Annotated in this window: 19 protein-coding genes; all 19 read left to right on the forward strand. The window is 70.9% G+C overall.

The window, feature by feature from the left end; translation table 11 throughout:
* Positions 1-51 precede the first annotated feature (51 nt).
* The 19 genes from BKD30_RS08605 (at position 52) to tuf (ending at position 24510) form a co-directional block, all read left to right on the forward strand.
* Positions 52-3942: a DNA-directed RNA polymerase subunit beta' gene (locus BKD30_RS08605; RefSeq protein WP_076703998.1), complete on the forward strand. Its 3891-nt coding sequence runs from the start codon at positions 52-54 to the stop codon at positions 3940-3942.
* A 295-nt stretch (positions 3943-4237) separates the two neighbouring features.
* Positions 4238-5041, forward strand: coding sequence for an IclR family transcriptional regulator (locus BKD30_RS08610; RefSeq protein WP_076704000.1), 804 nt, complete (start codon positions 4238-4240; stop codon positions 5039-5041).
* Positions 5042-5115: 74 nt separating this feature from the next.
* Positions 5116-6303, forward strand: coding sequence for a 4-hydroxybenzoate 3-monooxygenase (locus tag BKD30_RS08615; protein ID WP_076704001.1), 1188 nt, complete (start codon positions 5116-5118; stop codon positions 6301-6303).
* Between the two features lie 107 nt (positions 6304-6410).
* Positions 6411-7295 (forward strand): shikimate dehydrogenase, encoded by an 885-nt coding sequence (locus BKD30_RS08620; RefSeq protein ID WP_076704003.1) that lies wholly within the window; start codon positions 6411-6413, stop codon positions 7293-7295.
* Positions 7295-9169: a sugar phosphate isomerase/epimerase and 4-hydroxyphenylpyruvate domain-containing protein gene (locus BKD30_RS08625; protein ID WP_076704004.1), complete on the forward strand. Its 1875-nt coding sequence runs from the start codon at positions 7295-7297 to the stop codon at positions 9167-9169. Before BKD30_RS08620 ends, BKD30_RS08625 begins: the two co-directional genes overlap by 1 nt.
* 66 nt (positions 9170-9235) lie before the next feature.
* Positions 9236-10048 (forward strand): protocatechuate 3,4-dioxygenase subunit beta, encoded by an 813-nt coding sequence (gene pcaH / locus BKD30_RS08630; protein WP_076704006.1) that lies wholly within the window; start codon positions 9236-9238, stop codon positions 10046-10048.
* Between the two features lie 53 nt (positions 10049-10101).
* Complete coding sequence (gene pcaG, locus BKD30_RS08635; protein WP_076704030.1) at positions 10102-10674, forward strand: protocatechuate 3,4-dioxygenase subunit alpha; 573 nt, start codon at positions 10102-10104, stop codon at positions 10672-10674.
* Positions 10671-12230, forward strand: a complete 1560-nt coding sequence (locus BKD30_RS08640) for a lyase family protein (protein ID WP_076704007.1) — start codon at positions 10671-10673, stop codon at positions 12228-12230. The genes pcaG and BKD30_RS08640 overlap by 4 nt, the downstream gene beginning before the upstream one ends.
* On the forward strand, positions 12227-13096 hold the full coding sequence (locus BKD30_RS08645; protein WP_076704009.1) for an alpha/beta fold hydrolase: 870 nt from the start codon (positions 12227-12229) through the stop codon (positions 13094-13096). Before BKD30_RS08640 ends, BKD30_RS08645 begins: the two co-directional genes overlap by 4 nt.
* Positions 13089-13574: a 4-carboxymuconolactone decarboxylase gene (pcaC, locus tag BKD30_RS08650; protein ID WP_076704010.1), complete on the forward strand. Its 486-nt coding sequence runs from the start codon at positions 13089-13091 to the stop codon at positions 13572-13574. The genes BKD30_RS08645 and pcaC overlap by 8 nt, the downstream gene beginning before the upstream one ends.
* A gap of 64 nt (positions 13575-13638) precedes the next feature.
* On the forward strand, positions 13639-14823 hold the full coding sequence (locus BKD30_RS08655; RefSeq protein WP_076704012.1) for a thiolase family protein: 1185 nt from the start codon (positions 13639-13641) through the stop codon (positions 14821-14823).
* A gap of 40 nt (positions 14824-14863) precedes the next feature.
* Complete coding sequence (locus tag BKD30_RS08660; RefSeq protein WP_076704013.1) at positions 14864-15571, forward strand: 3-oxoacid CoA-transferase subunit A; 708 nt, start codon at positions 14864-14866, stop codon at positions 15569-15571.
* On the forward strand, positions 15571-16254 hold the full coding sequence (locus BKD30_RS08665) for a 3-oxoacid CoA-transferase subunit B (protein WP_076704015.1): 684 nt from the start codon (positions 15571-15573) through the stop codon (positions 16252-16254). Before BKD30_RS08660 ends, BKD30_RS08665 begins: the two co-directional genes overlap by 1 nt.
* Complete coding sequence (locus tag BKD30_RS08670) at positions 16254-17075, forward strand: IclR family transcriptional regulator domain-containing protein (protein WP_076704032.1); 822 nt, start codon at positions 16254-16256, stop codon at positions 17073-17075. Before BKD30_RS08665 ends, BKD30_RS08670 begins: the two co-directional genes overlap by 1 nt.
* 19 nt (positions 17076-17094) lie before the next feature.
* Complete coding sequence (locus tag BKD30_RS08675; RefSeq protein WP_076704016.1) at positions 17095-19887, forward strand: LuxR family transcriptional regulator; 2793 nt, start codon at positions 17095-17097, stop codon at positions 19885-19887.
* Positions 19888-20160: 273 nt separating this feature from the next.
* On the forward strand, positions 20161-20535 hold the full coding sequence (rpsL, locus tag BKD30_RS08680) for a 30S ribosomal protein S12 (RefSeq protein ID WP_076704018.1): 375 nt from the start codon (positions 20161-20163) through the stop codon (positions 20533-20535).
* Positions 20535-21005 (forward strand): 30S ribosomal protein S7, encoded by a 471-nt coding sequence (gene rpsG, locus BKD30_RS08685; protein ID WP_076693827.1) that lies wholly within the window; start codon positions 20535-20537, stop codon positions 21003-21005. The genes rpsL and rpsG overlap by 1 nt, the downstream gene beginning before the upstream one ends.
* A gap of 71 nt (positions 21006-21076) precedes the next feature.
* Positions 21077-23194 (forward strand): elongation factor G, encoded by a 2118-nt coding sequence (gene fusA, locus BKD30_RS08690; RefSeq protein ID WP_076704019.1) that lies wholly within the window; start codon positions 21077-21079, stop codon positions 23192-23194.
* Positions 23195-23319: 125 nt separating this feature from the next.
* On the forward strand, positions 23320-24510 hold the full coding sequence (gene tuf / locus BKD30_RS08695; RefSeq protein WP_076704021.1) for an elongation factor Tu: 1191 nt from the start codon (positions 23320-23322) through the stop codon (positions 24508-24510).
* Positions 24511-24777 lie beyond the last annotated feature (267 nt).

Below are 24777 nucleotides of genomic sequence, written 5' to 3' on the forward strand. Positions count from 1 at the left end.
CCCACCCGGTAAGACTTCAGACATTTGTCAACCAAGAGAGACAAGGACCAGATGTCCAGCGAAACCTCCTTCGGGCACATGCGTATCGGCCTCGCCACCGCGGAAGAAATCCGCGCGTGGTCCTACGGTGAGGTCAAGAAGCCCGAGACCATCAACTACCGCACCCTCAAGCCCGAGAAGGACGGCCTCTTCTGCGAGAAGATCTTCGGCCCCTCCCGGGACTGGGAGTGCTACTGCGGCAAGTACAAGCGCGTCCGCTTCAAGGGCATCATCTGTGAACGCTGCGGCGTCGAGGTGACCCGGGCGAAGGTGCGGCGTGAGCGGATGGGCCACATCGAGCTGGCCGCCCCGGTCACCCACATCTGGTACTTCAAGGGCGTCCCGTCGCGCCTGGGGTACCTGCTGGACCTGGCGCCGAAGGACCTGGAGAAGGTCATCTACTTCGCCGCCTACATGATCACCAGCGTCGACGAGGAGGGTCGGCACGCCGACCTGCCGAACCTGCAGGCCGAGCACGACCTGGAGAAGAAGCAGCTCGTCGACACCCGCGACTCCGACATCGCCGCGATCGCCCGTGACCTCGAGGGCGAGCTGGAACGGCTCGAGGGCGAGGGGGCGAAGGCCGCCGACAAGAAGAAGGCCCGCGACTCCGCGGACCGGCAGATGGCCAGCGTGCGCAAGCGTGCCGACGCCGACATCGACCGGCTCGAGCAGGTCTGGGACCGGTTCAAGAACCTCAAGGTCTCCGATCTCGAGGGCGACGAGTCGCTGTACCGGCAGATGGTCGACAAGTTCGGCCTCTACTTCGAGGGCTCGATGGGCGCCGAGGCGATCAAGCAGCGCCTGCTCGACTTCGACATGGAGGGCGAGGCCGAGGCCCTGCGCGACACCATCAAGAACGGCAAGGGGCAGCGCAAGACGCGTGCCCTGAAGCGGCTCAAGGTGGTCAACGCGTTCCTGACCACGACGAACTCCCCGCTGGGCATGGTGCTGGACGCGGTCCCGGTGATCCCGCCGGAGCTGCGCCCGATGGTTCAGCTGGACGGCGGCCGGTTCGCCACGTCCGATCTGAACGACCTGTACCGCCGGGTGATCAACCGGAACAACCGGCTCAAGCGCCTGCTCGATCTGGGTGCCCCGGAGATCATCGTCAACAACGAGAAGCGGATGCTGCAGGAGGCCGTCGACTCGCTGTTCGACAACGGCCGCCGTGGCCGTCCGGTCACCGGCCCGGGCAACCGGCCGCTGAAGTCGCTCTCCGACATGCTCAAGGGCAAACAGGGCCGCTTCCGGCAGAACCTGCTCGGCAAGCGCGTGGACTACTCGGGCCGTTCGGTCATCGTCGTCGGCCCGCAGCTGAAGCTGCACCAGTGCGGTCTGCCCAAGCAGATGGCGTTGGAGCTGTTCAAGCCGTTCGTGATGAAGCGCCTGGTGGACCTGAACCACGCGCAGAACATCAAGAGCGCCAAGCGGATGGTGGAGCGCTACCGGCCGCAGGTGTGGGACGTCCTCGAGGAGATCATCACCGAACATCCGGTGCTGCTCAACCGCGCACCCACCCTGCACCGCCTCGGGATCCAGGCGTTCGAACCGCAGTTGGTCGAGGGCAAGGCCATCCAGCTGCACCCGCTGGTGTGCGGCGCGTTCAACGCCGACTTCGACGGGGACCAGATGGCGGTGCACCTGCCGCTGAGCCCCGAGTCGCAGGCCGAGGCGCGGATCCTGATGCTGTCCTCGAACAACATCCTCAAGCCGTCCGACGGTCGCCCGGTGACCCTGCCCTCGCAGGACATGATCATCGGTCTGCACCACCTGACCACCAAGCGGGTCGGCTCCACCGGTGAGGGCCGCGTGTTCTCCACCCCCGCCGAGGCGATCATGGCGCACGACGCCGGCCAACTGCACCTGAACTCCCAGGTCACCATCCGGCTGGACGACTTCGTGCCGGGCGCCGACTGGGAGGCCCCGGAGGGCTGGGAGCCGGGTCAGCCGGCGATGGTGAAGACCTCGCTCGGCCAGGTCCTGTTCAACCAGACCCTGCCCGCGGACTACCCGTGGGTCGAGGCCGTGGCGGACAAGGGTCGGCTGTCGACCATCGTCAACGACCTCGCGGAGCGCTACCCGAAGGTGGTCGTCGCGCAGACCCTGGACAACCTCAAGGACGCCGGCTTCTACTGGGCCACCAGGTCCGGGGTGACCGTGGCGATCTCCGATGTCGCCGCGCCGCCGGAGAAGCCCGCCATCATGGAGGGCTACGAGGCGCAGGCCGCGAAGATCCAGGCGCAGTACGAGAAGGGTCTGGTCGACGACGACGAGCGTCGCCAGGAACTGATCGACCTGTGGAACCGGGCGACCAACGAGATCGCCGACGTGATGCGGAAGAACCTCACCGCGTCGAACACGATCAACCGCATGGTCTCCTCCGGTGCCCGCGGCAACTGGATGCAGGTCCGGCAGATCGCCGGTATCCGTGGTCTGGTGGCCAACCCGAAGGGTGAGATCATCCCGCGGCCGATCAAGTCCTCCTACCGGGAGGGCCTGTCCGTGCTCGAGTACTTCATCGCCACCCACGGCGCCCGGAAGGGCCTCGCGGACACCGCGCTGAGGACGGCGAACTCGGGATACCTGACCCGTCGCCTGGTCGACGTCTCGCAGGACGTCATCGTCCGCGAGCAGGACTGCGGCACGGACCGGGGCCTGGTGCTGCCGATCGCCACGGCCGACGCCAACGGCGAGCTGACCATGCACGAGCAGGTCGAGAACAGCGTCTACGCCCGCACCCTGGCCACCGACGTGACCAGCGCGGACGGCACGGTGCTGGCCGAGGCCGGCTCCGACGTCGGGGACGTGCTGATCGCGGCGCTGTTCGAGGCGGGGGTCACCGAGGTCAAGGTCCGCTCCGTGCTCACCTGCGAGTCGGCTGTCGGCACCTGCGCCCGGTGCTACGGCCGTTCGCTGGCCACCGGCAAGGTCGTCGACATCGGCGAGGCGGTCGGGATCATCGCCGCCCAGTCGATCGGCGAGCCCGGCACCCAGCTGACCATGCGGACCTTCCACACCGGTGGTGTCGCGTCCGCGGAGGACATCACGCAGGGTCTGCCCCGCATCCAGGAGCTGTTCGAGGCGCGCACCCCGAAGGGTGTTGCCCCGATCTCCGACAGTGCAGGCCGGGTCACGCTGGAGGAGACCGAGCGGTCGCTGCGCATCGTCGTCACCCCGGACGACGGCAGCGAGGAGATCGCCTACCCGGTGCTGCGCCGGGCGCGTCTGCTGGTTGCCGACGGCGACCACGTCGAGGTCGGTCAGCAGTTGGTCTCGGGTGCCGTCGACCCGAAGCAGGTGCTGCGCATCATGGGCCCCCGCGAGGCGCAGAAGTTCCTCGTCGACGAGGTCCAGGGCGTGTACCGCAGCCAGGGTGTCGGCATCCACGACAAGCATGTGGAGGTCATCGTCCGGCAGATGCTGCGCCGGGTCACGGTCATCGAGTCCGGCGACACGGACCTTCTGCCCGGTGAGCTCGCCGAGCGGAGCCGGTACGAGCAGGCCAGCCGGAAGGCCGTCGCCGAGGGTCTGGCCCCGGCACAGGGCCGCCCGGAGTTGATGGGTATCACCAAGGCGTCGCTGGCGACCGAGTCGTGGCTGTCCGCCGCCTCCTTCCAGGAGACCACCCGGGTGCTGACCCAGGCGGCGATGGAGGGGCGGAGCGACCCGCTGCTCGGTCTGAAGGAGAACGTCATCATCGGCAAGCTGATCCCGGCCGGGACCGGGCTGCCGGTGTACAACGACGTCTCCGTGGAGCCGACGGAGGAGGCGAAGGCCAACCTGTACACCGGCCCGAGCGCCTTCGGCGACTTCGACTACGCGGGCCTGGACGGCGCCGTGTCGCCGGAGTTCCACGCGATCTCCCTCGACGACTACGACATGGGCAGCGACTTCCGCTGAGTGTGGTGAGCATGGCCGGCTGATCAGCTGGTGACACGAAGACCCCGTTCCGGTTGGAGCGGGGTCTTCGTCGTTTGCCGTGTTCCTCCTTTCTGGCTGGGTGGGGTGCGGCGGGCACGTCGAGTTGATCTGGAGGCTGGGCCGGGGACGGGCGAGCGCGCGGACGCTTGAACGGTGAGCTCGCCGGTTCGTGGCGAGTTCGCGTGTCGTCTCCCCGTGGTTCGGGACGAACCGGCGAACTCACGCCTGGGGCCGGGGCGCGGCGGGGCGGGTGGTGTCGGTGGGAGGATGGCCTATGGCCAATTCGCCCTCGGGGGAGTCGATGATCGAACGGATCATCCGGATTCTCGGGGCCTTCTCCTCCGAGCGGCCGGCGTTGAGTGTGGCCGCTCTCGCCGCCCGGGCCGGCATCCCGCCGGCGACCACGCACCGGATCGTGCGGGCGCTGACCGACCAGCGGATGCTCGAGAAGGACGGCGCCGGCCGGGTCCGGCTCGGGATCCGGCTGTGGGAGCTGGCCAGCCGCGGCTCCTCCGTGACCACCCTCCGGCAGGCCGCCCTGCCGTTCCTCGAGGACGTGCAGTCCGTCGTCCGGCAGCACACCCAGTTGACCATCCTGCAGGACGGCGGCGACGTGCTCTTCGTCGAGCGGCTCTCGTGGCACGGGTCCATCGCCAACGCCGCCCGCGTCGCCGGCCGGCTGCCCGCCGCGATCTCCTCGTCCGGTCTGGCCCTGCTCGCCTTCGGTGACCGGGCGCGGACCGAGCACTACCTGCGCCACGGCTATGACCCGGACGCGCCCTGGGCGCGGATGAGCGTGGCGGAGCTGCGCCGGCAGCTCGCCCACGTGCGGCGCGAGGGCTACGCCCTGCTGGACAGCCACGTGGTCGACACCACCTCGGGCGTCGCCGTGCCGGTGCTCGGCGCCGACGGGCAGGCGGTCGCCGCGCTCGGCGTCGTCGTCCCCGCCGGGCAGGAACGCGTCGGCACCACCGTGCCGGTCCTGCAGACGTCCGCCCGCGGCATCGCCCGCCGCGCCACCGAACTCGGCCTCTCATTCAATGAGAACACGGGGGACGCCGGCCGCGGCACCGGCTGAGACTGTGAGGGCGCCCACAGCCCGCGGGCGCACCGGGCCGGGTCCCGGAGGTGGTGACGTCGAAGGAGGCGGCAGTGGCGCAACGGCGCGTGGTCGCAACGCAGGTCGGGATCGTGGGGGCGGGCCCCGCCGGGCTGATGCTCTCGCACCTGCTGGCCCGGTCCGGCGTGGATTCCGTCGTGGTCGAGGCCCGTACCCGGCCCGCGATCGAGACCACCATCCGCGCCGGCATCCTGGAACACGGCAGCGTGCGGATGCTGCTGGACAACGACGTCAGCGACCGGGTGCTGCGCGAGGGGTACGAACACGAGGGGATCGAGCTCCGCTTCAACGGGGAGGGCCACCGCATCGACTTCCGGGCGCTGGTCGGCGAGTCCGTCTGGCTCTACCCGCAGACCGACGTGTTCATGGACCTGGCCGCGGCGCGTGAACGCGACGGCGGGGACGTCCGGTACGGCGTCACCGACAGCCGGGTGGTGGACGTGGTCGACGCCCCGGCCATCGAGTTCACCGACGCGGAGGGCGTCGACTGGCGGGTCGAGTGCGAGTATCTCGCCGGCACCGACGGCTCCCGCAGCATCTGCCGCCGCGAGGTGCCCGAGACCGCCCGCCGCTCCTACTTCCGCGAGTACCCGTTCGCCTGGTTCGGCATCCTCTGCGAGGCGCCGCCGAGCGCCCCGGAGCTGATCTACGCCAACTCCCCGCACGGCTTCGCGCTGATCAGCCAGCGCACCGAGACGGTGCAGCGGATGTACTTCCAGTGCGAGAAGGACACCGACCCGGCGCAGTGGTCCGAGGAGCAGATCTGGGCCGAGCTGGGCCGCCGCGTCGAGGGCAACGGGTTCGAGTTGAGGCGCGGTCCCGTCTTCGAGAAGACCGTGCTGCCGTTCCGCAGCTTCGTCTGCGAGCCGCTGCGGCACGGCCGCCTGCTGCTCGCGGGCGATGCCGGACACACCGTGCCGCCCACGGGCGCCAAGGGGCTCAACCTCGCCCTGGCCGACGTCGCCGTCCTCCACGCCGCTCTTGCCGGGTACTTCGCGACGGGGTCCACGACGGGCATCGACGCCTACAGCGACACCGCGCTGACCCGGGTGTGGAAAGCCCAGCACTTCTCCTATTGGATGACGTCGATGCTGCACGAAAGCCCCGAGGCGAACGCCTTCGACCGGAAGCGGCAGCTCGGGGAACTCACCTCCGTCGTCACCTCGCGGGCTGGTTCGACGTGGCTCGCCGAGGCCTACACCGGGTGGCCGCACCGGTGATCCGCGCCACCGCGCACGGTCTGTCGTTCGCTGTACGAACATGCGGCCGAGATACGAACACTGCTACTGTTGCCGGTGTCACCCCGTTCCGGCGCTCTGGAGGCACGGTGAGCACACGCGCGACGTCCCCCCTGCTGGGACTGGTCGGTGACGGCGTCACCCCCTCACTCACCCCGCCCCTGCACGAGGCGGAGGCCCGCCACCACGGGCTCACGCTGCTGTACCGGCCGATCGACCTCGCCGTCCTGGGCATCCCCGCCGGCGAGATCGGCACCGTCCTGCGCTGGGCCCACGCGCTCGGCTTCAACGGGCTGAACGTCACCCACCCCTGCAAGCAGCTCGTCCTGACGCACCTGGACGAGGTGGATCGGGACGCGGCGCGGCTCGAGGCGGTCAACACGATCACCATCGACGACGACGGCCACACCGTCGGCCACAACACCGACCATTCCGGGTTCCGTCGCGGTTTCGAGGACGGCCTGCCGGGCGCCGCCGTCGACCGCGTCGTCCAGCTCGGTGCGGGGGGAGCGGGCTCGGCGGTCGCCTACGCGCTGCTGACGCTCGGCGCGCAGCAGCTGACGGTGGTCGACGTGGACCGAGCGCGGGCGGAGACCCGGGCGGCCGGACTGGAGCGACTGTTCCCCGATCGGACGGTGGCCGCGGGCACTGCGGACGAGTTGCCCGGGCTGCTCGCCGGTGCGGACGGGCTGGTCAACTGCACGCCGGTCGGGATGGCCGCCCACCCCGGCCTGCCCCTGGACGTCGAGCTGCTGAACGACCGGCTCTGGGTCAGCGACATCGTCTACCGGCCGCTGGCGACCGCGCTGCTGACCACCGCCGCCGAGCGTGGGTGCCGCACCCTCAGCGGGGCCGGGATGGCCGTCGGGCAGGCGGTCGACGCCTTCGCCGTCTTCACCGGGCGGACCGCCGACGCTGCGCGGATGCACGAGGTGTTCGCGTCCCTCGTCGACGCCGAGCGGGTCGTTGGCTGATGCGCACCGCCATCGCCACCGTGTGCCTGAGCGGGACCCTCGAGGACAAGCTGGATGCCTGCGCCGCCGCCGGCTTCGACGGGGTCGAGATCTTCGAGAACGACCTGATCGCCTCGCCCTCCCGGCCCGAGGACGTCGCCGCCCGGTGCGCCGACCTCGGCCTGTCCATCGACCTCTACCAGCCCTTCCGCGACGCCGACCTCGTCACCGACGACCGGTTCGCCGACACGCTGCGGAGAGCCGGGCACAAGTTCGCCCTGATGGAGCGTCTCGGCGCCCGGCTGCTGCTGGTCTGCTCCAACGTCGCCACGGCCACCATCGACGACGACGACCTCGCCGCCGAGCAGCTCAGCGCGCTCGGCGACGCGGCCACCGGTCACGGCATCCGGCTCGCCTACGAGGCGCTCGCCTGGGGCCGCTACGTGAACGACTACCGGCGGGCCCACCGGATCGTCGAGCTCGCTGGCCACCCCGCGGTCGGCACCTGCCTGGACAGCTTCCACATCCTCTCCCGCGGGCACGACCCGGCCGCCATCGCCGGTTTCGACCCGGAGAGGATCTTCTTCCTCCAGCTCGCCGACGCGCCGGCGCTCGGCATGGACGTGCTGTCCTGGAGCCGGCACCACCGGGTGTTCCCGGGCGAGGGCGACCTGCCCGTCGTCGCCCTGTTCGACGCCGTCGTCGCCTCCGGCTACGCCGGTCCGGTCTCGCTGGAGATCTTCAACGACGTGTTCCGCCAGAGTGAGACGCGGCGGACCGCCGTCGCCGGTCTGCGCTCGCTGATCGCCCTCGCCGACACCACGGCCGGACACCGCGCCGCGGCCACCCGGACACCGGGCGCCGGCGACGTCCGGCCCGACCGGGTGGGTCTGACCGCGCTGCCCGCCGTCACCCCGCCCACCGCGCTCGGATTCGCCGAGGTCAAGACCTCCGGAAACGACCACCTCGAACGCGTCCTGCGCCAACTCGGCTTCGGCTACGTCGGCACACACCAGAGCAAACCCGTGACGCTCTGGCAGCAGGGCGACGCGAGGATCGTGATCAACGCGCAGGACGCCGCCAGCGCGGATCCGCTGATCTCCGCGCTCGGTGTCGACGTCCGTCGCCCGATCGACGCGGCCGACCGCGCCCACCGGCTGCTCGCCGAGGCCGTGCCGCGCACCCAGCGCGTCGACGAGGAGGCGCTGACGGCGGTGCGCGCGCCGGACGGGACGGAGATCTTCTTCTGCCAGTCGGGCACCGCACCCGCGTGGGCGGCCGAGTTCCACCACGACGGGCGGTCCGAGGGCGAGCACCCGGGCCTCGGCATCCGCCGCATCGACCACGTCAACCTCGTCCAGCCCTGGCAGCACATCGACGAGGCGCGGCTGTTCTACCCGAGCGCGTTGGGCCTGACCCGCTGGCCCACGCTCGACGTCGCCGGCCCCACCGGCCTGGTCCAGTCGCAGGTGATGTCCAGCGACGACGCGTCCGTCCGGGTGGTGCTCAACGTCAATCCGCGCGTCGGCGGCGACGCACCGAGTGCGAGCCGTCCCGAGCACATCGCCCTGGCCTGCGACGACATCGTGCTGGCCGCGCGCGCCGCGTGCGCCGCCGGGATCGTCCTGCTGCCCATCCCGCAGAACTACTACGACGACCTGCAGGCCCGGTTCGGGCTCGACGAGAAGACCGTGGCGCAGCTGCGGGAGCTGAACGTGTGCTACGACCGGGACGAACACGGGGAGTTCCTGCACTTCTACACGGAGACGATCGGCGAGCTGTATCTGGAGGTGCTCGAACGGCGCGGTGACTACCGCGGCTTCGGCGCGGCCGACGCCCCGGTCCGCATGGCCGCCCAGTTCGCGCTCTCCCGCGCTCCGGCAGCGGCCACCTGACCCGTTCCATCCCCGCCACGGCGGGCGCCCCTCCTGGGCTCCCGTCCCGATCCGACCGGAGGACCCATGGCCTCAGCTGATCCCGAGACGTTCGACCACGTCACCCTGCTCTCCTCCGACGACGCTGCCGACACGCAGGACGCCGTCAGCGGGGAGATCACGACCCTGGGGGAGGAGTACCGCCGCGGCGATACGGAAGAGACCCAGCCCCGCATCGACTTCCCGCCCTACCGCAGCTCGATCCTGCGGCACCCGACCAAGGACCTGCACCATGCGGACCCGGAGACCATCGAGCTCTGGGCGCCGGCCTTCGGGCACCAGGACGTGCACCCCTTGGAGGCGGACCTGACCATCCAGCACCACGGCGACCCGGTCGGGGAGCGGATGATCGTCACGGGCCGCGTCGTCGACGGCGACGGGCGTCCGGTGCGCCACCAGCTCGTGGAGATCTGGCAGGCCAATTCGGCCGGCCGCTACATCCACAAGCGTGACCAGCACCCGGCGCCCATCGACCCCAACTTCACCGGGGTGGGCCGGTGCCTGACCGACGGCGACGGCACCTACCGGTTCACCACCGTCAAACCCGGACCGTACCCGTGGAAGAACCACCACAACGCCTGGCGTCCCGCCCACATCCACTTCTCCCTGTTCGGCACGGACTTCACCCAGCGGATGATCACCCAGATGTACTTCCCCGGAGACCCCCTGTTCGACCTCGATCCCATCTACCAGTCCATCGTCGACCCGCGGGCCCGACAGCGGCTGGTGGCCACCTACGACCACGGCATCACCGAGCATGAGTGGTGCACCGGCTACCGGTGGGACATCGTGCTCTCCGGGAGCAACCGCACCTGGACGGAGGAGGACGAGCAGGCATGAACGACGCTCCGCAGGAGATGACGACGCCGGCGGCGACCGCGGCGACGAGCGCCATGACCACCGGGCGGCTGGTTCCCACGCCCGGGCAGACCATCGGCCCGTTCTACGGCTACGCCCTGCCGTACGAGCGCGGCGACCAGCTGGCGGGCCCGCACCACCCGCGCGCTGTCCGGCTGCACGGCACCGTGTACGACGGAGCCGGCGACCCGATCCCCGACGCGTTGCTGGAGATCTGGCAGGCCGACGAGGACGGAACCGTACCCCGGGCGCCCGGTTCGCTGCGGCGTGACGGCTGGACCTTCACCGGTTTCGGCCGGGCCGCCGTCGACAACGCCGGCGACTACACGTTCACCACGGTCAACCCCGGCCCCACCGAGGAGGGTGCCGCGCCGTTCATCGCCGTCACCCTGTTCGCCCGCGGCCTGCTCAACCGGCTCTTCACCCGGATCTACCTGCCCGAGAACAGCGTCGCCCTCGAGTCGGACCCGCTGCTGGCCTCGATACCAGCGGACCGGCGCCCGACCCTGATCGCCGAGCGGGAGCCCGACGGCGGGCTGCGCTTCGACATCCGGCTGCAGGGTGATGGCGAAACGGTGTTCCTCGCCTTCCCGGGCATCGACCGGTGAGTGAGTCGCTGCTCTTCGCCCCCGGCACGGCGGTGACCGCCGACGCAGCCGGAGACGCCGCGTTCGCCCAGGCGATGCTCGACGTCGAGGCGGCCTGGGTTCGCGCCCAGGCCGACCTCGGACTCGCTCCCGCCTACGCGGCCGACACGGTCGCCGCCGCTGCCACCGTCGGGAACCTCGACCTGACCGCGCTCGCCCGGGACGCGGAGCTGGGGGCCAACGCCCTGATCCCGCTGCTGGGCCAGCTCCGCCATGCCGTCAGCGCCGCCGACCCGAGCGCGGTCCGTTGGGTACACCGGGGCCTGACCAGCCAGGACGTCATCGACACGGCCTTGGTGCTCCTGATCCGGCGCGCCGCCGGCAACACGCTCGCCGACGCGGAGGCGGTGGCCGCGCATCTGCGCGACCTCGCCGTCGAGCACCGCGACACCGCGATGGTCGGCCGTACCCTCACCCAGCACGCCGTGCCGTACACGTTCGGGCTGAAGACCGCGACCTGGCTGCAGGGCGTCGACACCGCGATCAGTGTGCTGCACGAGCGGACCGGCCGGCTGCCCGTGCAGTGCGGGGGCGCCAGTGGCACCCTGGCCGCGGTCGGCACCCTCGTCGTCGGCACCGGCGTCACCCCGCTCGAACTGGCCGGGCGATTCGCCGCTCGGCTCGGGCTGCGCCCCGCGGCCCCGTGGCACACCGCCCGGCTGCCCCTCGTCCAGGCGGCCGAGGGATTCGCCCTGCTCTCGGACGCGCTGGGCAAACTCGCCACCGACGTCGTCCTGCTCAGCCGACCCGAGATCGCCGAACTCTCCGAACCGACCGCCCCCGGCCGCGGCGGCTCCTCCGCGATGCCACAGAAACGCAACCCCGTGCTCTCCGTGCTGATCCGCCGCACCGCCCTGACCGTCCCGCAGCTGATCGCGCAGCTGCACCTGGCGGCGGCACTGGCCGACGACGAACGCCCCGACGGCGCCTGGCACAGCGAGTGGCCCGCGCTGGCCGCCCTGCTGCGACTGGTCCCGGCCGCAGCGGCGTCCGCGGCCGAGCTGACCGGCGGGTTGATCGTGCACGCGGACCGGATGCTGGCCACGCTCGAGGGCGCCTCGCCCGGGGTGCTCAGCGAGCGGATCACCGCCGTCGCCGCCCCCCTGCTGGCCGACGACGCCGACGTGACCCGGGGAAAGGACCGGATCACGGCGATGATCGCCGAGGCCGGCAGGGAGGCAGCGTCCGGCCCCGCACCTGCGTCCGCCCCCGCACCCGCGTCCGGCCCCTTACCTGCGTCCGCCCCCGCACCCGCGTCCGGCCCCGTACCTGCGTCCGCCCCCGCACGGCGGGCAGCGACCGCGCGGCTGCGCGCTGACCTGCGTGCCGCGATCCCCCCGGAGGCCCTGACCGACCCCGCCCTGGACCACCTGCTCGACTCCACCCGCTACCTGGGCTCCGCGGGCGACCTCGTCGACGGCATCGTCGCGGACAGCGCTGCGGCAGCACAGCGCCGCACCGCCGCCGACCCCCCCACCACGCCCGGGAGCCGCACCCCCGGAGAGGAGCACCCGTGACCGTTCCGCGGCTGACCGCCGTCGATTTCCGCCGACCCGCCGAGGCGGGCCGCACCCGCCCCCTCGTGCTGCTCGGTCCCTCCCTCGGCACCGCCGCCCAGCCGTTGTGGCAGCGCACCGCCGACCGGCTGGCCGACGACCTCGATCTGATCGCCTGGGACCTGCCCGGGCACGGCACCTCCGCCCCGCACGTCGAGCCGCTCAGCATGGCCGACCTGGCTGCGGCGGTCCTGGACCTGGTGGACCGGACGCTGCCCGGCGCCGACAGCCACGGACCGGTGGGCTACGCCGGGGTCTCCGTCGGTGGGGCGGCCGGGCTGCAGCTGCTGCTGGACGCGCCCCACCGCTTCCACGCGGCCGCCATCCTCTGCTCCGGCGCGAGGATCGGCGACCCCACTGCCTGGCGCGAGCGGGCCGCGACGGTGCGGGCCGCCGGGACGCCGGTCATGGTCACCGGTTCGGCGCAGCGCTGGTTCGGGCCCGGTTTCCTGGCCCGGGAGGCGCCCACCGCGACCGCTCTGCTCAGCTCGCTGCAGCACGCCGACCGGTTCAGCTACGCGCGGGTGTGCGAGGCGCTGGCGGCGTTCGACGTGCGGGACCGGCTCGGGGAGATCACCACGCCGGTGCTCGCCGTGGCCGGCGCGGCCGACCAGGTGGCTCCCATCGGTCTGGCCCGGGAGGTCGCCGAGCGCGTCCGGGACGGCCGCGCCGTCGAGCTTCCCGGCGTCGCCCACCTGGCTCCCGCGGAGGATCCCGGCGCCACCGCGGCGCTGCTGCGGGACCTCTTCCTCACCCCGGCGGTCCCGTCCGGCAACCCCGGCGTCGCCGGAGCCGCCCAGAACGCGACAGGAGACGACGATGACTGAACCCGACCCGGCAGCCGCCGAGACGACCCAACGGCAGGTCTACGACGCCGGCATGGCGGTGCGTCGCGAGGTGCTCGGCGACGCGCACGTGGACCGCGCGAACGCACGGGTCGACGACTTCACCGCCGACTTCCAGGACATGATCACCCGGTTCGCGTGGGGCACCATCTGGACCCGCCCGGGCCTGGACCGACGCAGCCGATCGATGATCACCCTCACGGCCATGATCGCGGGCGGCCACACGGAGGAACTCGCGATGCACGTCCGGGCGGCCCTGACCAACGGGCTGACCCGCGACGAGATCAAGGAGGTGCTGCTGCAGAGCGCCGTCTACTGCAGTGTGCCGTCCGCCAACTCGGCGTTCGCCACGGCCCAGCGGGTCTTCGCCGACCTCGACCGCGCCGACCTCGACCGCGCCGACCTCGACCGCGCCGACCTCGACCGCGCCGACCTTGACCGGCAGCGGCCCTCCCCCTAGGGTGTTCATATAACGCACATCCGTTCGTATCACGAACGATTCCGGTTCGGCAGAACGGAGCCCCATGTCCCAGGCCTACGTCTACGACGCCGTGCGCACGCCGTTCGGCCGCTTCGCCGGCGCGCTGGCCCCGGTCCGGCCGGACGATCTCGCCGCCGTCGTCGTCGGCGCCCTGCTCGACCGCACCCCGGGGCTGGACGGCGCGATGGTCGAGGAGGTGATCCTCGGTAACGCCAACGGCGCCGGCGAGGAGAACCGGAACGTGGCCCGGATGGCGGTGCTGCTCGCGGGTCTGCCCGTCTCCGTGCCCGGCACCACGGTCAACCGGCTGTGCGGCTCCAGCCTGGACGCGGCGATGATCGGCTCCCGGCAGATCGAGACCGGTGACGCCGACCTGGTCCTGACCGGCGGCGTCGAGTCGATGAGCCGCGCCCCCTGGGTGCTGCCCAAGACCGAGAAGCCCTACCCGGCCGGTGACCTCGGCCTGGCCTCGACCACCCTCGGCTGGCGCCTGGTCAACCCGAACATGCCGCCGGAGTGGACGGTCTCCCTCGGGGAGGCCAACGAACAGTTGTGCGAGAAGCACGACATCAGCCGCGCGCGACAGGACGAGTTCGCCCACCGGTCCCACCAGCTCGCCGACGCCGCGTGGTCCCAAGGCTTCTACGAGGCCCTGACCGTGCGGGTGCCCGGCACCGATCTCGCCCGCGACGAGTCGATCCGGGCCGGCAGCACCCTGGAGCAGCTCGGCGGTCTGCGTACCGTGTTCCGTCCCGACGGCACCATCACCGCCGGCAACGCCTCCCCGCTGAACGACGGCGCGTCCGCGGTGCTGCTCGGCAGCGAGGCCGCCGGCGAGCGGATCGGGGCCCGGCCCCGTGCCCGGATCATCGGTCGCGCTGCGCACGCCCTGGACCCCCGCGACTTCGGCTTCGCCCCGGTCGAGGCCGCCGACCGGGCACTCGCCCGCGCCGGACTCGACTGGTCACAGATCGGCGCGGTCGAACTCAACGAGGCCTTCGCCGTCCAGTCGCTCGCCTGTGTGCAGGCGTGGGGGATCGACGAGGACATCGTCAACGCCCGCGGCGGCGCCATCGCCATCGGCCACCCGCTCGGCGCGTCAGGGGGCCGCATCCTCGGCACCCTGGTCGCCCGGCTGGAGGAGACCGGGCAGCGCTACGGTGTCGCCGCCATCTGCATCGGCGTCGGCCAGGGACTCGCCGTCGTCCTCGAGAACGTCACCGCATGAGCATGGCCGGGACCGAGAACCGAGAACAGGAGCCCACGACGTGCTGACCATCGCAGCCGACCCGGACGAGGCCGTCGCCCCGATCAAGGACGGCGACACCGTGCTGATCGGCGGCTTCGGCACGGCCGGCCAGCCCATGGAGTTGATCGACGCCGTCCGCCGCACCGGGGTGAAGGACCTGACCGTGGTGAACAACAACGCCGGCAACGGCGAGCAGGGCCTGGCCGCGTTGCTCGCCGCCGGGCAGGTGCGCAAGATCATCTGTTCCTTCCCGCGGCAGTCCGACTCGCAGATCTTCGACGGCCTGTACCGGGCGGGGAAGATCGAGCTGGAGCTGGTCCCGCAGGGCAACCTCGCCGAGCGGATCCGCGCCGCCGGCGCTGGCATCGGCGCGTTCTTCACCCCGACCGGCGCGGGTACCCCGCTGGCCGAGGGCAAGGAGACCCGGGAGATCAACGGTCGGCTGCAGGTGCTCGAGTACCCGATCGCCGGGGACATCGCCCTGGTCAAGGCCCTCACCGCGGACCAGCGGGGCAACCTGGTGTACCGGAAGACCGCCCGGAACTTCGGACCGATCATGGCCGCCGCCGCGACGACGTCCGTCGTACAGGTCAGCGACCTGGTCGAGATCGGGCAGCTCGACCCCGAGGTGATCGTGACCCCGGGCATCTACGTCGACCGGGTGGTCCGTGTCGGCCACGCCGTGGCCGCCGGCACGGAGGCGCCCAGCACAGGGGAGGGGCAGTGATGACCCGGAACGGTATCGACAGCGAGGCGGGCACGAGCGGCGAGCCGCTGACCCGGGACCGGATGGCCGCGATCGTCGCGGCCGACATCCCGCACGGCGCGTACGTCAACCTCGGCATCGGACAGCCGACCAGGGTCGCCGATCATCTCGGCCACGACTCGGGAGTGTTCCTGCACACCGAGAACGGGATGCTCGGGATGGGCCCGGCCGCCACGGGCGACGACGTCGACCCCGACCTGATCAACGCCGGCAAGATCCCGGTCACCGAACTGCCGGGCGCCTCCTACTTCCACCACGCCGACTCCTTCGCCATGATGCGCGGCGGGCACCTCGACGTGTGCGTCCTCGGCGCCTTCCAGGTCTCCGTGACCGGGGACCTGGCCAACTGGCACACCGGGGCCCCGGACGCCATCCCGGCCGTCGGCGGCGCCATGGACCTGGCGCCCGGCGCCCGCGACGTGTTCGTCATGATGAACCTGCTCACCCGGGATGGCGCGAGCAAACTGGTCCGGACCTGCACCTATCCGCTCACCGGGGTGGGCTGCGTCAGCCGGGTCTACACCGAGTACGCGGTGTTCCTGATCACCGGTGCCGGAGTGCGGGTCCGGCAGACCTTCGGTGCGAGCTTCGCGGACGTGCAGCGGATGGTCGGTCTCGATCTGCTCGACGGGACGGCCCGGTGATGAGCGCCGACCGGGACGACGTCCCGCCGATGCCGCCCGGAGACCAGTTCGTCCAGTCGCTGGCCCGCGGGCTCGAGGTGATCCGTGCCTTCGACGCGCAGCACCACGAACTCTCCCTCTCCGACGTCGCCCGCCGTACCGGCCTGACCCGGGCCACAGCCCGCCGGTTCCTGCTCACCCTGGTCGGGCTCGGCTACGTCCGCACCGACGGGCGGCTGTTCCGGTTGACGCCCCAGATACTCCGGCTCGGTCACGCCTATCTCTCGTCCATGGGACTGACCGACATCGCCCAGCCGCACCTGGAGGCGCTGTCCGCACAGCTGGGGGAGTCGACGTCCGCCTCCGTGCTCGACGGCGCGGAGATCGTCTACGTCGCGCGCGTCGCCACCCGCCGGCTGATGATGGTCGGGATCAGCGTGGGTACCCGCTTCCCGGCGTACGCGACGTCGATGGGCCGTGTCCTGCTCGCCGCCCAGCCGCCGACCGCGCTGCCGGAGATCCTCGACCAGCTGAACCCGACCGCCTTGACCGCGCGCACCCTCACCGACCGGGCCGCCCTGCTGCGCGAGATCGACCGGGTTCGCCGCCAGGGCTACGCCGTCGTCGACCAGGAACTGGAGATGGGCCTGCGGTCCGTCGCCGCACCGGTTCGCGGGGCGTCCGGTGACGTGGTGGCGGCCGTCAACGTCTCCATGTCCGCGTTGCGCACGCCGGCCCCGACCCCGGGTGGCCCCCTGCTGGAAGGACTGCTCGGCGCCGCCGCCGCCATCTCCGCCGATCTGCGCACCGCCGGTCGCGGCGCGGAGCCGGCCGCGCCGTGACCGGTGCCACAATGGAATCATGACGGACCCGGAACTGCGCGGCGCCGAACTGCGCGGCCCGGCCGTCACCCTGGTGGGACGGACCCGGGAGCTGGCGCGACTGCGGCGGCTGGTCGAGGACGCCCGGCGATCCCGGGCCGGCGCCGCTGTGCTGTCCGGCGCGCCCGGGGTGGGCAAGACCGCTCTGCTGGAGCAGATCGGCGCCATCTGCCCGGACTTCCGCGTCCTGTGGGTGCGCGGCTCGCCGCGGTTCTCCGGTGTGCCGCTGGCCGCCCTGTCGGTGCTGCTCGAGCCGCTGACCGGGTACCTGGACCGACTGAGCGCGCCGCGCCGCGCCGTGGTGGAGGGCGCCCTCGCCCTGGGTCCCCCCGTGACGGGGGAGATCGCCCTCGCGACCGGGGTCGCGGATCTGATGCGGATCGCCGCCCGCGACCGGCCCCTGCTCCTGCTGCTCGACGACGCCCAGCACCTGGACGACGGCAGCGTCGCCGTCCTCGGTTTCCTCAGCACCCAGCTGCAGAACGACCAGGTCGCCGCCTTCGCTGCCGTCCCGGACCATGTCCGCCTCGACACCGAGTACGAGCGGATCCGGGTCGAGGGACTGGCGGTCGACGACGCGCGCGCCATGCTCGCGCAACACGGACTCACCCTGGGCCACGACATCCTCACCGAACTGGTGCGCGCGACGGCCGGTAACCCGCTCGCCATCCTCGAATCGGCGCGGTCCCCGGAGATCACCGACTTCGTGCTCAGCGACCACGCCCGCGTGCCCAGCGCCGCCAGCGCCCGGCTGGTCCGGGCCTACTCGCACCAACTCACCGCACTGTCCGCGGTCGAGCGCCGCGCGGCGGTGCTGATCGCCTGCGAGCAGCGGCTCACCCTGGAGATGCTCGCCGGAGCGTTGACCGGCGAGGACGACGCCCCCGTGGATCCGATCGGGGCGGACACCGGTCTCGCCCGCGCCACCGTCGACTCCCTGGTGGCCCGCGATGTGGCGCGGACCAGCGGCCAGGCCGTCGACGTCCGCCACCCGTTGATCCGTCAGGCCGTGCTCGCCATGGTCGGGGCGGACGAGTTGCGACACGCACACGCGGCCCTGGCCCGCGCGCTGACCGCACAGGGCTGGCCGGACGCCGCCCTGTGGCAACGGGTCGCCGCCTCCGCCGGGCCCGACGACGAGATCAGCGCGGCGCTGGCGGAGCACGCCGAGGAATGCGTCCGCCGCCAGGACCGGGCCCGAGCGAGCCGCTCGTTCGAGCAGGCGGCCGAGTTGAGCACCGATCGCCGGACCCGCGCCGGACTGCTGCTGCGTGCGGCCGTCAACGCGACCCATGTGTCCACCCGGGTCGGCGATCTGCTGGAGGAGGCGATGCGGGAGGCGGACACCGTCGCCCTGCGCGAGGAGATCGCGCTCTACCGGGCGCTGATCCATTCGTGGGACGGTCAGGAGCCGCCCCGCCCCGGTCCCGTGCCGGACACCCTGGCACCCCTGCACGCCGCGGTGCGGGCGCAGCTGATGATGGTCGAGCTGCGCGTCGACGAGGCACCGGGGGCGATGTCCCGACTCGGCGCGCTGACTCCCGCTCTCGCCACGCACCCGGTGGCGGCCCTGGTGCCGGTGGCGCGCGGGATGCTGGGCTACCTGACCGGCGAGTTGACCGCCGACGATCTGGACCGGGTGCGCCGCTCCGTGGCCGCCCACGAGGACGTCCAGTACAGCCTGGCCGCGGCCCTGCTGCTCCTGTTCGTGCACGACCTCGCGGGTGCGCGCAGCGCCCTGGCGCACGCCCGGGGGACCGCCGAGCGGACCGGAGGCCTCGCGGCGTTGCCCTGGCTGACCGCCGGTGAGGCCTGGATCAGCGTGGAGAGCGGAGACCTGGCGGGCGGTCTGCGCCGTGCCGGCGAGGCGGTCCGGATTTCGCCCGTCTACTCCGGTCGGCTCAGCCTCGCCCTCGCCGCCACGGTGGCGGCACGGGCGATGGTGTACAGCGGCACCCCGTACGACGTCGCCGTCGACTCCCTCCCCCCGGAGTCGCCCGCGCTGATGCGCGTCCTGCTCGGCCAGCTCCGGGCCGCCGACCTGGTCAGCCGGGGCCGGGCCGCCGACGCGGTCAAGATCCTCGACCCCCTGCACCGCGCGGTGCGCGGGCTCGGCCTGTCCGGCCCCCTGCCGCTGAGCGTGGCCACCGACCTCGCCGAGGCCCAGCTCCGCGCCGGCCGGGTGTTGTCCGCCCAGCGTCTGGCCCGCGCGGTGCGCACCGCCCTGGGGGAGGCTGACCCGTACCCGCTGGCTGCCGTGCTGCGGGCCCGCTGCACGGTGATCGCCTGCGCCCCGGACGAGGTGAACGACGTGGCCGCCGCCGTACTGGACCACGGACCGGGGGAGGGCAACGCCTGGCTGCAGGCCCTCCTCACCCTGCTCGTCGCGACCCGCGCGGCCGCGGGCGGCCTGCGGTCCCCGGCGATCGCCGAGACGGTACGCCGGCACGCGGCCCTGGCCGCCGACACGTTCGAACTGCTGCAGTCCCCCCGCTGGCGGGAACTCGCGGCCGCCCTGCGGGACCGCGCCGCCGACGCCGCGGGCACCGCGGACCCGCGGGACCGGTTCGGGCTGACCGTCCGGGAACGGCAGATCGCCCAACAGGTGCTCACCGGCGCCACGACGGCCACCGTGGCGCAGCGCCTGCACCTGAGCGAGAAGACGGTGGAGGGCAACCTGACCAGGATCTACCGCAAGGCCCAGGTGCACTCGCGCACGGAACTGATGGCCCGGCTGCAGAGGGGCACCGGGCAGAACACCGGGCGGGACTGAGCCGGGATCGGTCTGCTAGACTCGAACTCGTTGTCAAGTGGCAGTGGATTCGTTCCGGTTACACGCGTCTTGTGTACGAATGCCATCGTTCTCCCCTGCCCGCAAGCTTTGACTCGGCCTGCGCCGCGGGAGTACTCTTGACAGTCGGTGTCTGCACCATTCCCACCACGACCCGGGTCCGAAGCCCCGCGCTTCCCCGTCGAGATGCATGGACGTCAGGCAGACAGAAGTGATCCACCGGTCCTGATCCCGAGATTAAACGGAGAACATGTAGTGCCTACGATCCAGCAGCTGGTCCGCAAGGGCCGCTCACCCAAGGTCGCCAAGACCAAGGCGCCCGCCCTGAAGGGCAACCCGATGAAGCGCGGCGTGTGCACCCGGGTGTACACCACCACCCCGAAGAAGCCGAACTCGGCGCTGCGGAAGGTGGCTCGCGTCAAGCTCAACGGCGGCGTCGAGGTCACCGCGTACATCCCGGGCGTGGGGCACAACCTGCAGGAGCACTCCATCGTGCTGGTGCGCGGCGGCCGGGTCAAGGACCTCCCGGGCGTGCGCTACAAGATTGTCCGTGGTGCCCTGGACACCCAGGGTGTGAAGAACCGTCAGCAGGCCCGCAGCCGGTACGGCGCGAAGAAGGAGAAGAAGTAATGCCTCGCAAGGGCCCGGCCCCGAAGCGGCCGCTCGTCAACGACCCGATCTACAGCTCGCCGCTGGTCACCCAGCTGATCAACAAGGTGCTGGTCGACGGCAAGAAGTCCACCGCCGAGCGCATCGTCTACGGCGCCCTCGGCGGCGCGCAGACGAAGTCCGGCCAGGACCCCGTCGCCACGCTGAAGAAGGCCATGGACAACGTCCGGCCGACCCTCGAGGTCAAGTCCCGCCGCGTCGGTGGGGCGACCTACCAGGTGCCGGTCGAGGTCAAGGCCGGCCGCGCGACCGCCCTGGCCCTGCGCTGGCTCGTGGGCTACGCCAAGGCGCGCCGGGAGAAGACGATGACCGAGCGTCTGCAGAACGAGATCCTCGACGCCTCGAACGGCCTCGGTGCCGCGGTCAAGCGCCGCGAGGACACCCACAAGATGGCCGAGTCCAACAAGGCCTTCGCGCACTACCGCTGGTAGGCACCGGCATCTCGCCGGGTCCGGTCCGGACCCGGCGAACCTGAAGTCAAGCCGCAACGAAAGGCAATCACGTGGCAGCACAGGACGTGCTCACCGACCTCACCAAGGTTCGCAACATCGGCATCATGGCGCACATCGATGCCGGTAAGACCACCACCACGGAGCGCATCCTGTTCTACACGGGTGTGAACCACAAGATCGGCGAGACCCACGACGGCGCCTCGACGACCGACTGGATGGAGCAGGAGAAGGAACGCGGCATCACCATCACCTCCGCCGCGGTGACCTGCTTCTGGGACAACAACCAGATCAACATCATCGACACGCCCGGCCACGTGGATTTCACCGTCGAGGTGGAGCGGTCCCTGCGCGTGCTCGACGGCGCCGTCGCGGTGTTCGACGGCAAGGAAGGCGTGGAGCCCCAGTCGGAGACCGTGTGGCGCCAGGCGGACAAGTACGACGTTCCGCGCATCTGCTTCGTCAACAAGATGGACAAGCTCGGCGCGGACTTCTACTTCACCGTCGACACCATCGTCAACCGACTGGGCGCGAAGCCGCTGGTCATGCAGCTGCCCATCGGCGCCGAGAACGACTTCGTCGGCGTCGTCGACCTGCTGTCCATGAAGGCCTTCGTCTGGCCGGGCGACGCCAAGGGCGACGTGACCATGGGAGCGCACTACGAGACCCAGGAGATCCCGGCCGACCTGCGCGAGCGGGCCGAGCAGTACCGCGCGGACCTGGTCGAGACGGTCGCCGAGGCCTCGGACGAGTTGATGGAGAAGTATCTCGAGGGTGAGGAGATCACCGTCGAGGAACTCAAGGCCGGCATCCGGACCCTGACCGTGAACTCGAAGGTCTACCCGGTGCTGTGCGGCTCGGCGTTCAAGAACCGTGGCGTGCAGCCCATGCTGGACGCGGTGATCGACTACCTGCCGTCCCCGATCGACGTGCCGCCGATGATCGGCCACGACCCGAAGAACGAGGAGATCGAACTCTCCCGCAAGCCCTCCCGCGATGAGCCGTTCTCGGCCCTCGCGTTCAAGGTCGCCTCGCACCCGTTCTTCGGCCAGCTGACCTTCGTCCGGGTGTACTCGGGCAAGGTGGCCGCCGGCTCCCAGGTGCTCAACTCGACGAAGGGCAAGAAGGAACGCATCGGGAAGCTGTTCCAGATGCACGCCAACAAGGAGAACCCGGTCGACGAGGTCTACGCCGGGCACATCTACGCGGTGATCGGCCTGAAGGACACCACGACGGGTGACACCTTGTGCGACCCGGCGCAGCCGATCGTGCTCGAGTCGATGTCGTTCCCGGAGCCGGTGATCTTCGTCGCGATCGAGCCGAAGACCAAGGGTGACCAGGAGAAGTTGTCCACGGCCATCCAGAAGCTCTCGGCCGAGGACCCGACGTTCACCGTCTCCCTCAACGAGGAGACCGGCCAGACCGAGATCGGCGGCATGGGCGAACTCCACCTGGACATCCTGGTGGACCGCATGCGCCGCGAGTTCAAGGTCGAGGCCAACGTCGGCAAGCCTCAGGTCGCCTACCGCGAGACCATCAAGCGCGCGGTCGAGAAGGTGGACTACACGCACAAGAAGCAGACCGGCGGCTCCGGCCAGTTCGCGAAGGTGCAGGTCAGCTTCGCGCCGCTGGACACCTCCGAGGGCACGTTCTACGAGTTCGAGAACAAGGTCACCGGCGGTCGCATCCCGCGGGAGTACATCCCCTCGGTGGACGCGGGCATCCAGGACGCCATGCAGTTCGGTGTGCTGGCGGGTTACCCGTTGGTGGGCGTGAAGGCGACCTTGCTCGACGGCGCCTACCACGACGTGGACTCCTCGGAGATGGCGTTCAAGATCGCCGGCTCCATGGTGTTCAAGGAAGGCGCCAAGCGCGCCAATCCGGTGCTGCTCGAACCGCTGATGGCGGTCGAGGTGCGCACGCCGGAGGAGTACATGGGCGACGTCATCGGCGACCTGAACTCGCGGCGCGGCCAGATCCAGTCGATGGAGGACGCCAGCGGCGTGAAGGTGGTGCGTGCCAACGTGCCGCTGTCCGAGATGTTCGGCTACATCGGTGACCTGCGCTCCCGCACCCAGGGCCGGGCGGTGTACTCGATGCAGTTCGAGCGCTACTCGGAGGTCCCGAAGGGCGTGGCCGACGAGATCATCCAGAAGACCCGCGGCGAGTAATCCGCCCGCGGACAACGATTTCCCCCATCATCAAACCCCCAGTAGACTTGGTCGGGTTTCAGTAGCGGCGCCTGCGCCAGCTGGAAGCGACTTCTCTACACCACTAACGTTCTAGGAGGAACCCCGTGGCGAAGGCAAAGTTCGAGCGGACTAAGCCGCACGTCAACATCGGTACCATCGGTCACGTCGACCACGGTAAGACCACGTTGACCGCTGCCATCTCGAAGGTGCTTGCCGACAAGTACCCGGACCTGAACGAGCAGCGTGACTTCTCGTCCATCGACTCTGCTCCCGAAGAGAAGCAGCGCGGCATCACCATCAACATCTCCCACGTGGAGTACCAGACCGACAAGCGGCACTACGCACACGTGGACGCCCCGGGTCACGCCGACTACATCAAGAACATGATCACCGGTGCGGCCCAGATGGACGGTGCGATCCTCGTGGTCGCGGCGACCGACGGCCCGATGGCGCAGACCCGCGAGCACGTGCTCCTGGCCCGCCAGGTCGGCGTGCCGGCGCTGCTGGTGGCGTTGAACAAGTCCGACATGGTCGACGACGAAGAACTGCTCGACCTGGTCGAGATGGAGGTGCGCGAGCTGCTCACCTCCCAGGAGTTCGACGGCGACAACGCACCCGTCATCCGCACCTCGGGTCTGAAGGCGCTCGAGGGCGACCCGGAGTGGGTCAAGTCCGTCGAGGACCTGATGGAGGCCGTGGACACCTACATCCCGGACCCGGTCCGCGACAAGGACAAGCCGTTCCTGATGCCGATCGAGGACGTCTTCACCATCACCGGTCGCGGCACCGTGGTGACCGGTCGCGCCGAGCGCGGCACCCTCGCCCTGAACTCCGAGGTGGAGATCGTCGGAATCCGTCCGGTCCAGAAGACCACGGTCACCGGCATCGAGATGTTCCACAAGCAGCTCGACGAGGCGTGGGCCGGCGAGAACTGCGGTCTGCTGCTGCGTGGCCTCAAGCGTGACGACGTCGAGCGTGGCCAGGTCGTGGTGAAGCCGGGTTCGATCACCCCGCACACCAACTTCGAGGCGAACGTCTACATCCTGTCCAAGGACGAGGGTGGACGGCACAACCCGTTCTACTCGAACTACCGTCCGCAGTTCTACTTCCGGACCACCGACGTCACCGGTGTCATCACGCTGCCCGAGGGCACCGAGATGGTCATGCCGGGCGACAACACCGAGATGACGGTCGAGCTGATCCAGCCGATCGCCATGGAGGAGGGCCTCGGCTTCGCCATCCGTGAGGGTGGTCGCACCGTCGGCTCGGGTCGCGTCACCAAGATCGTCAAGTGATCCCCTCCGTCCGGTCGTTGCTCTGACGAACGACCGGACGGGACCGACGGAGGGCCCCGGCGAACGCCGGGGCCCTCCGTCGCGTTCCGGGGTGAGCGGGGTCTCACCCCGACGAGCGAGGTGCCTCACTGAGAAGTGAGCGCGAGAGCTGACCTGGTGCCTCACGCATGGTGAGCGCGAGGCTTGGGGTCATCTGGTTGTCTGGAGTCGACGGATCGACGGTTCCAAGGATGCCATGTCGAGGTGCCGGCTGGCGGTCATGGCCTC

This window comes from Tersicoccus phoenicis (genome assembly GCF_001968835.1).
Classification (GTDB): domain Bacteria; phylum Actinomycetota; class Actinomycetes; order Actinomycetales; family Micrococcaceae; genus Tersicoccus; species Tersicoccus phoenicis.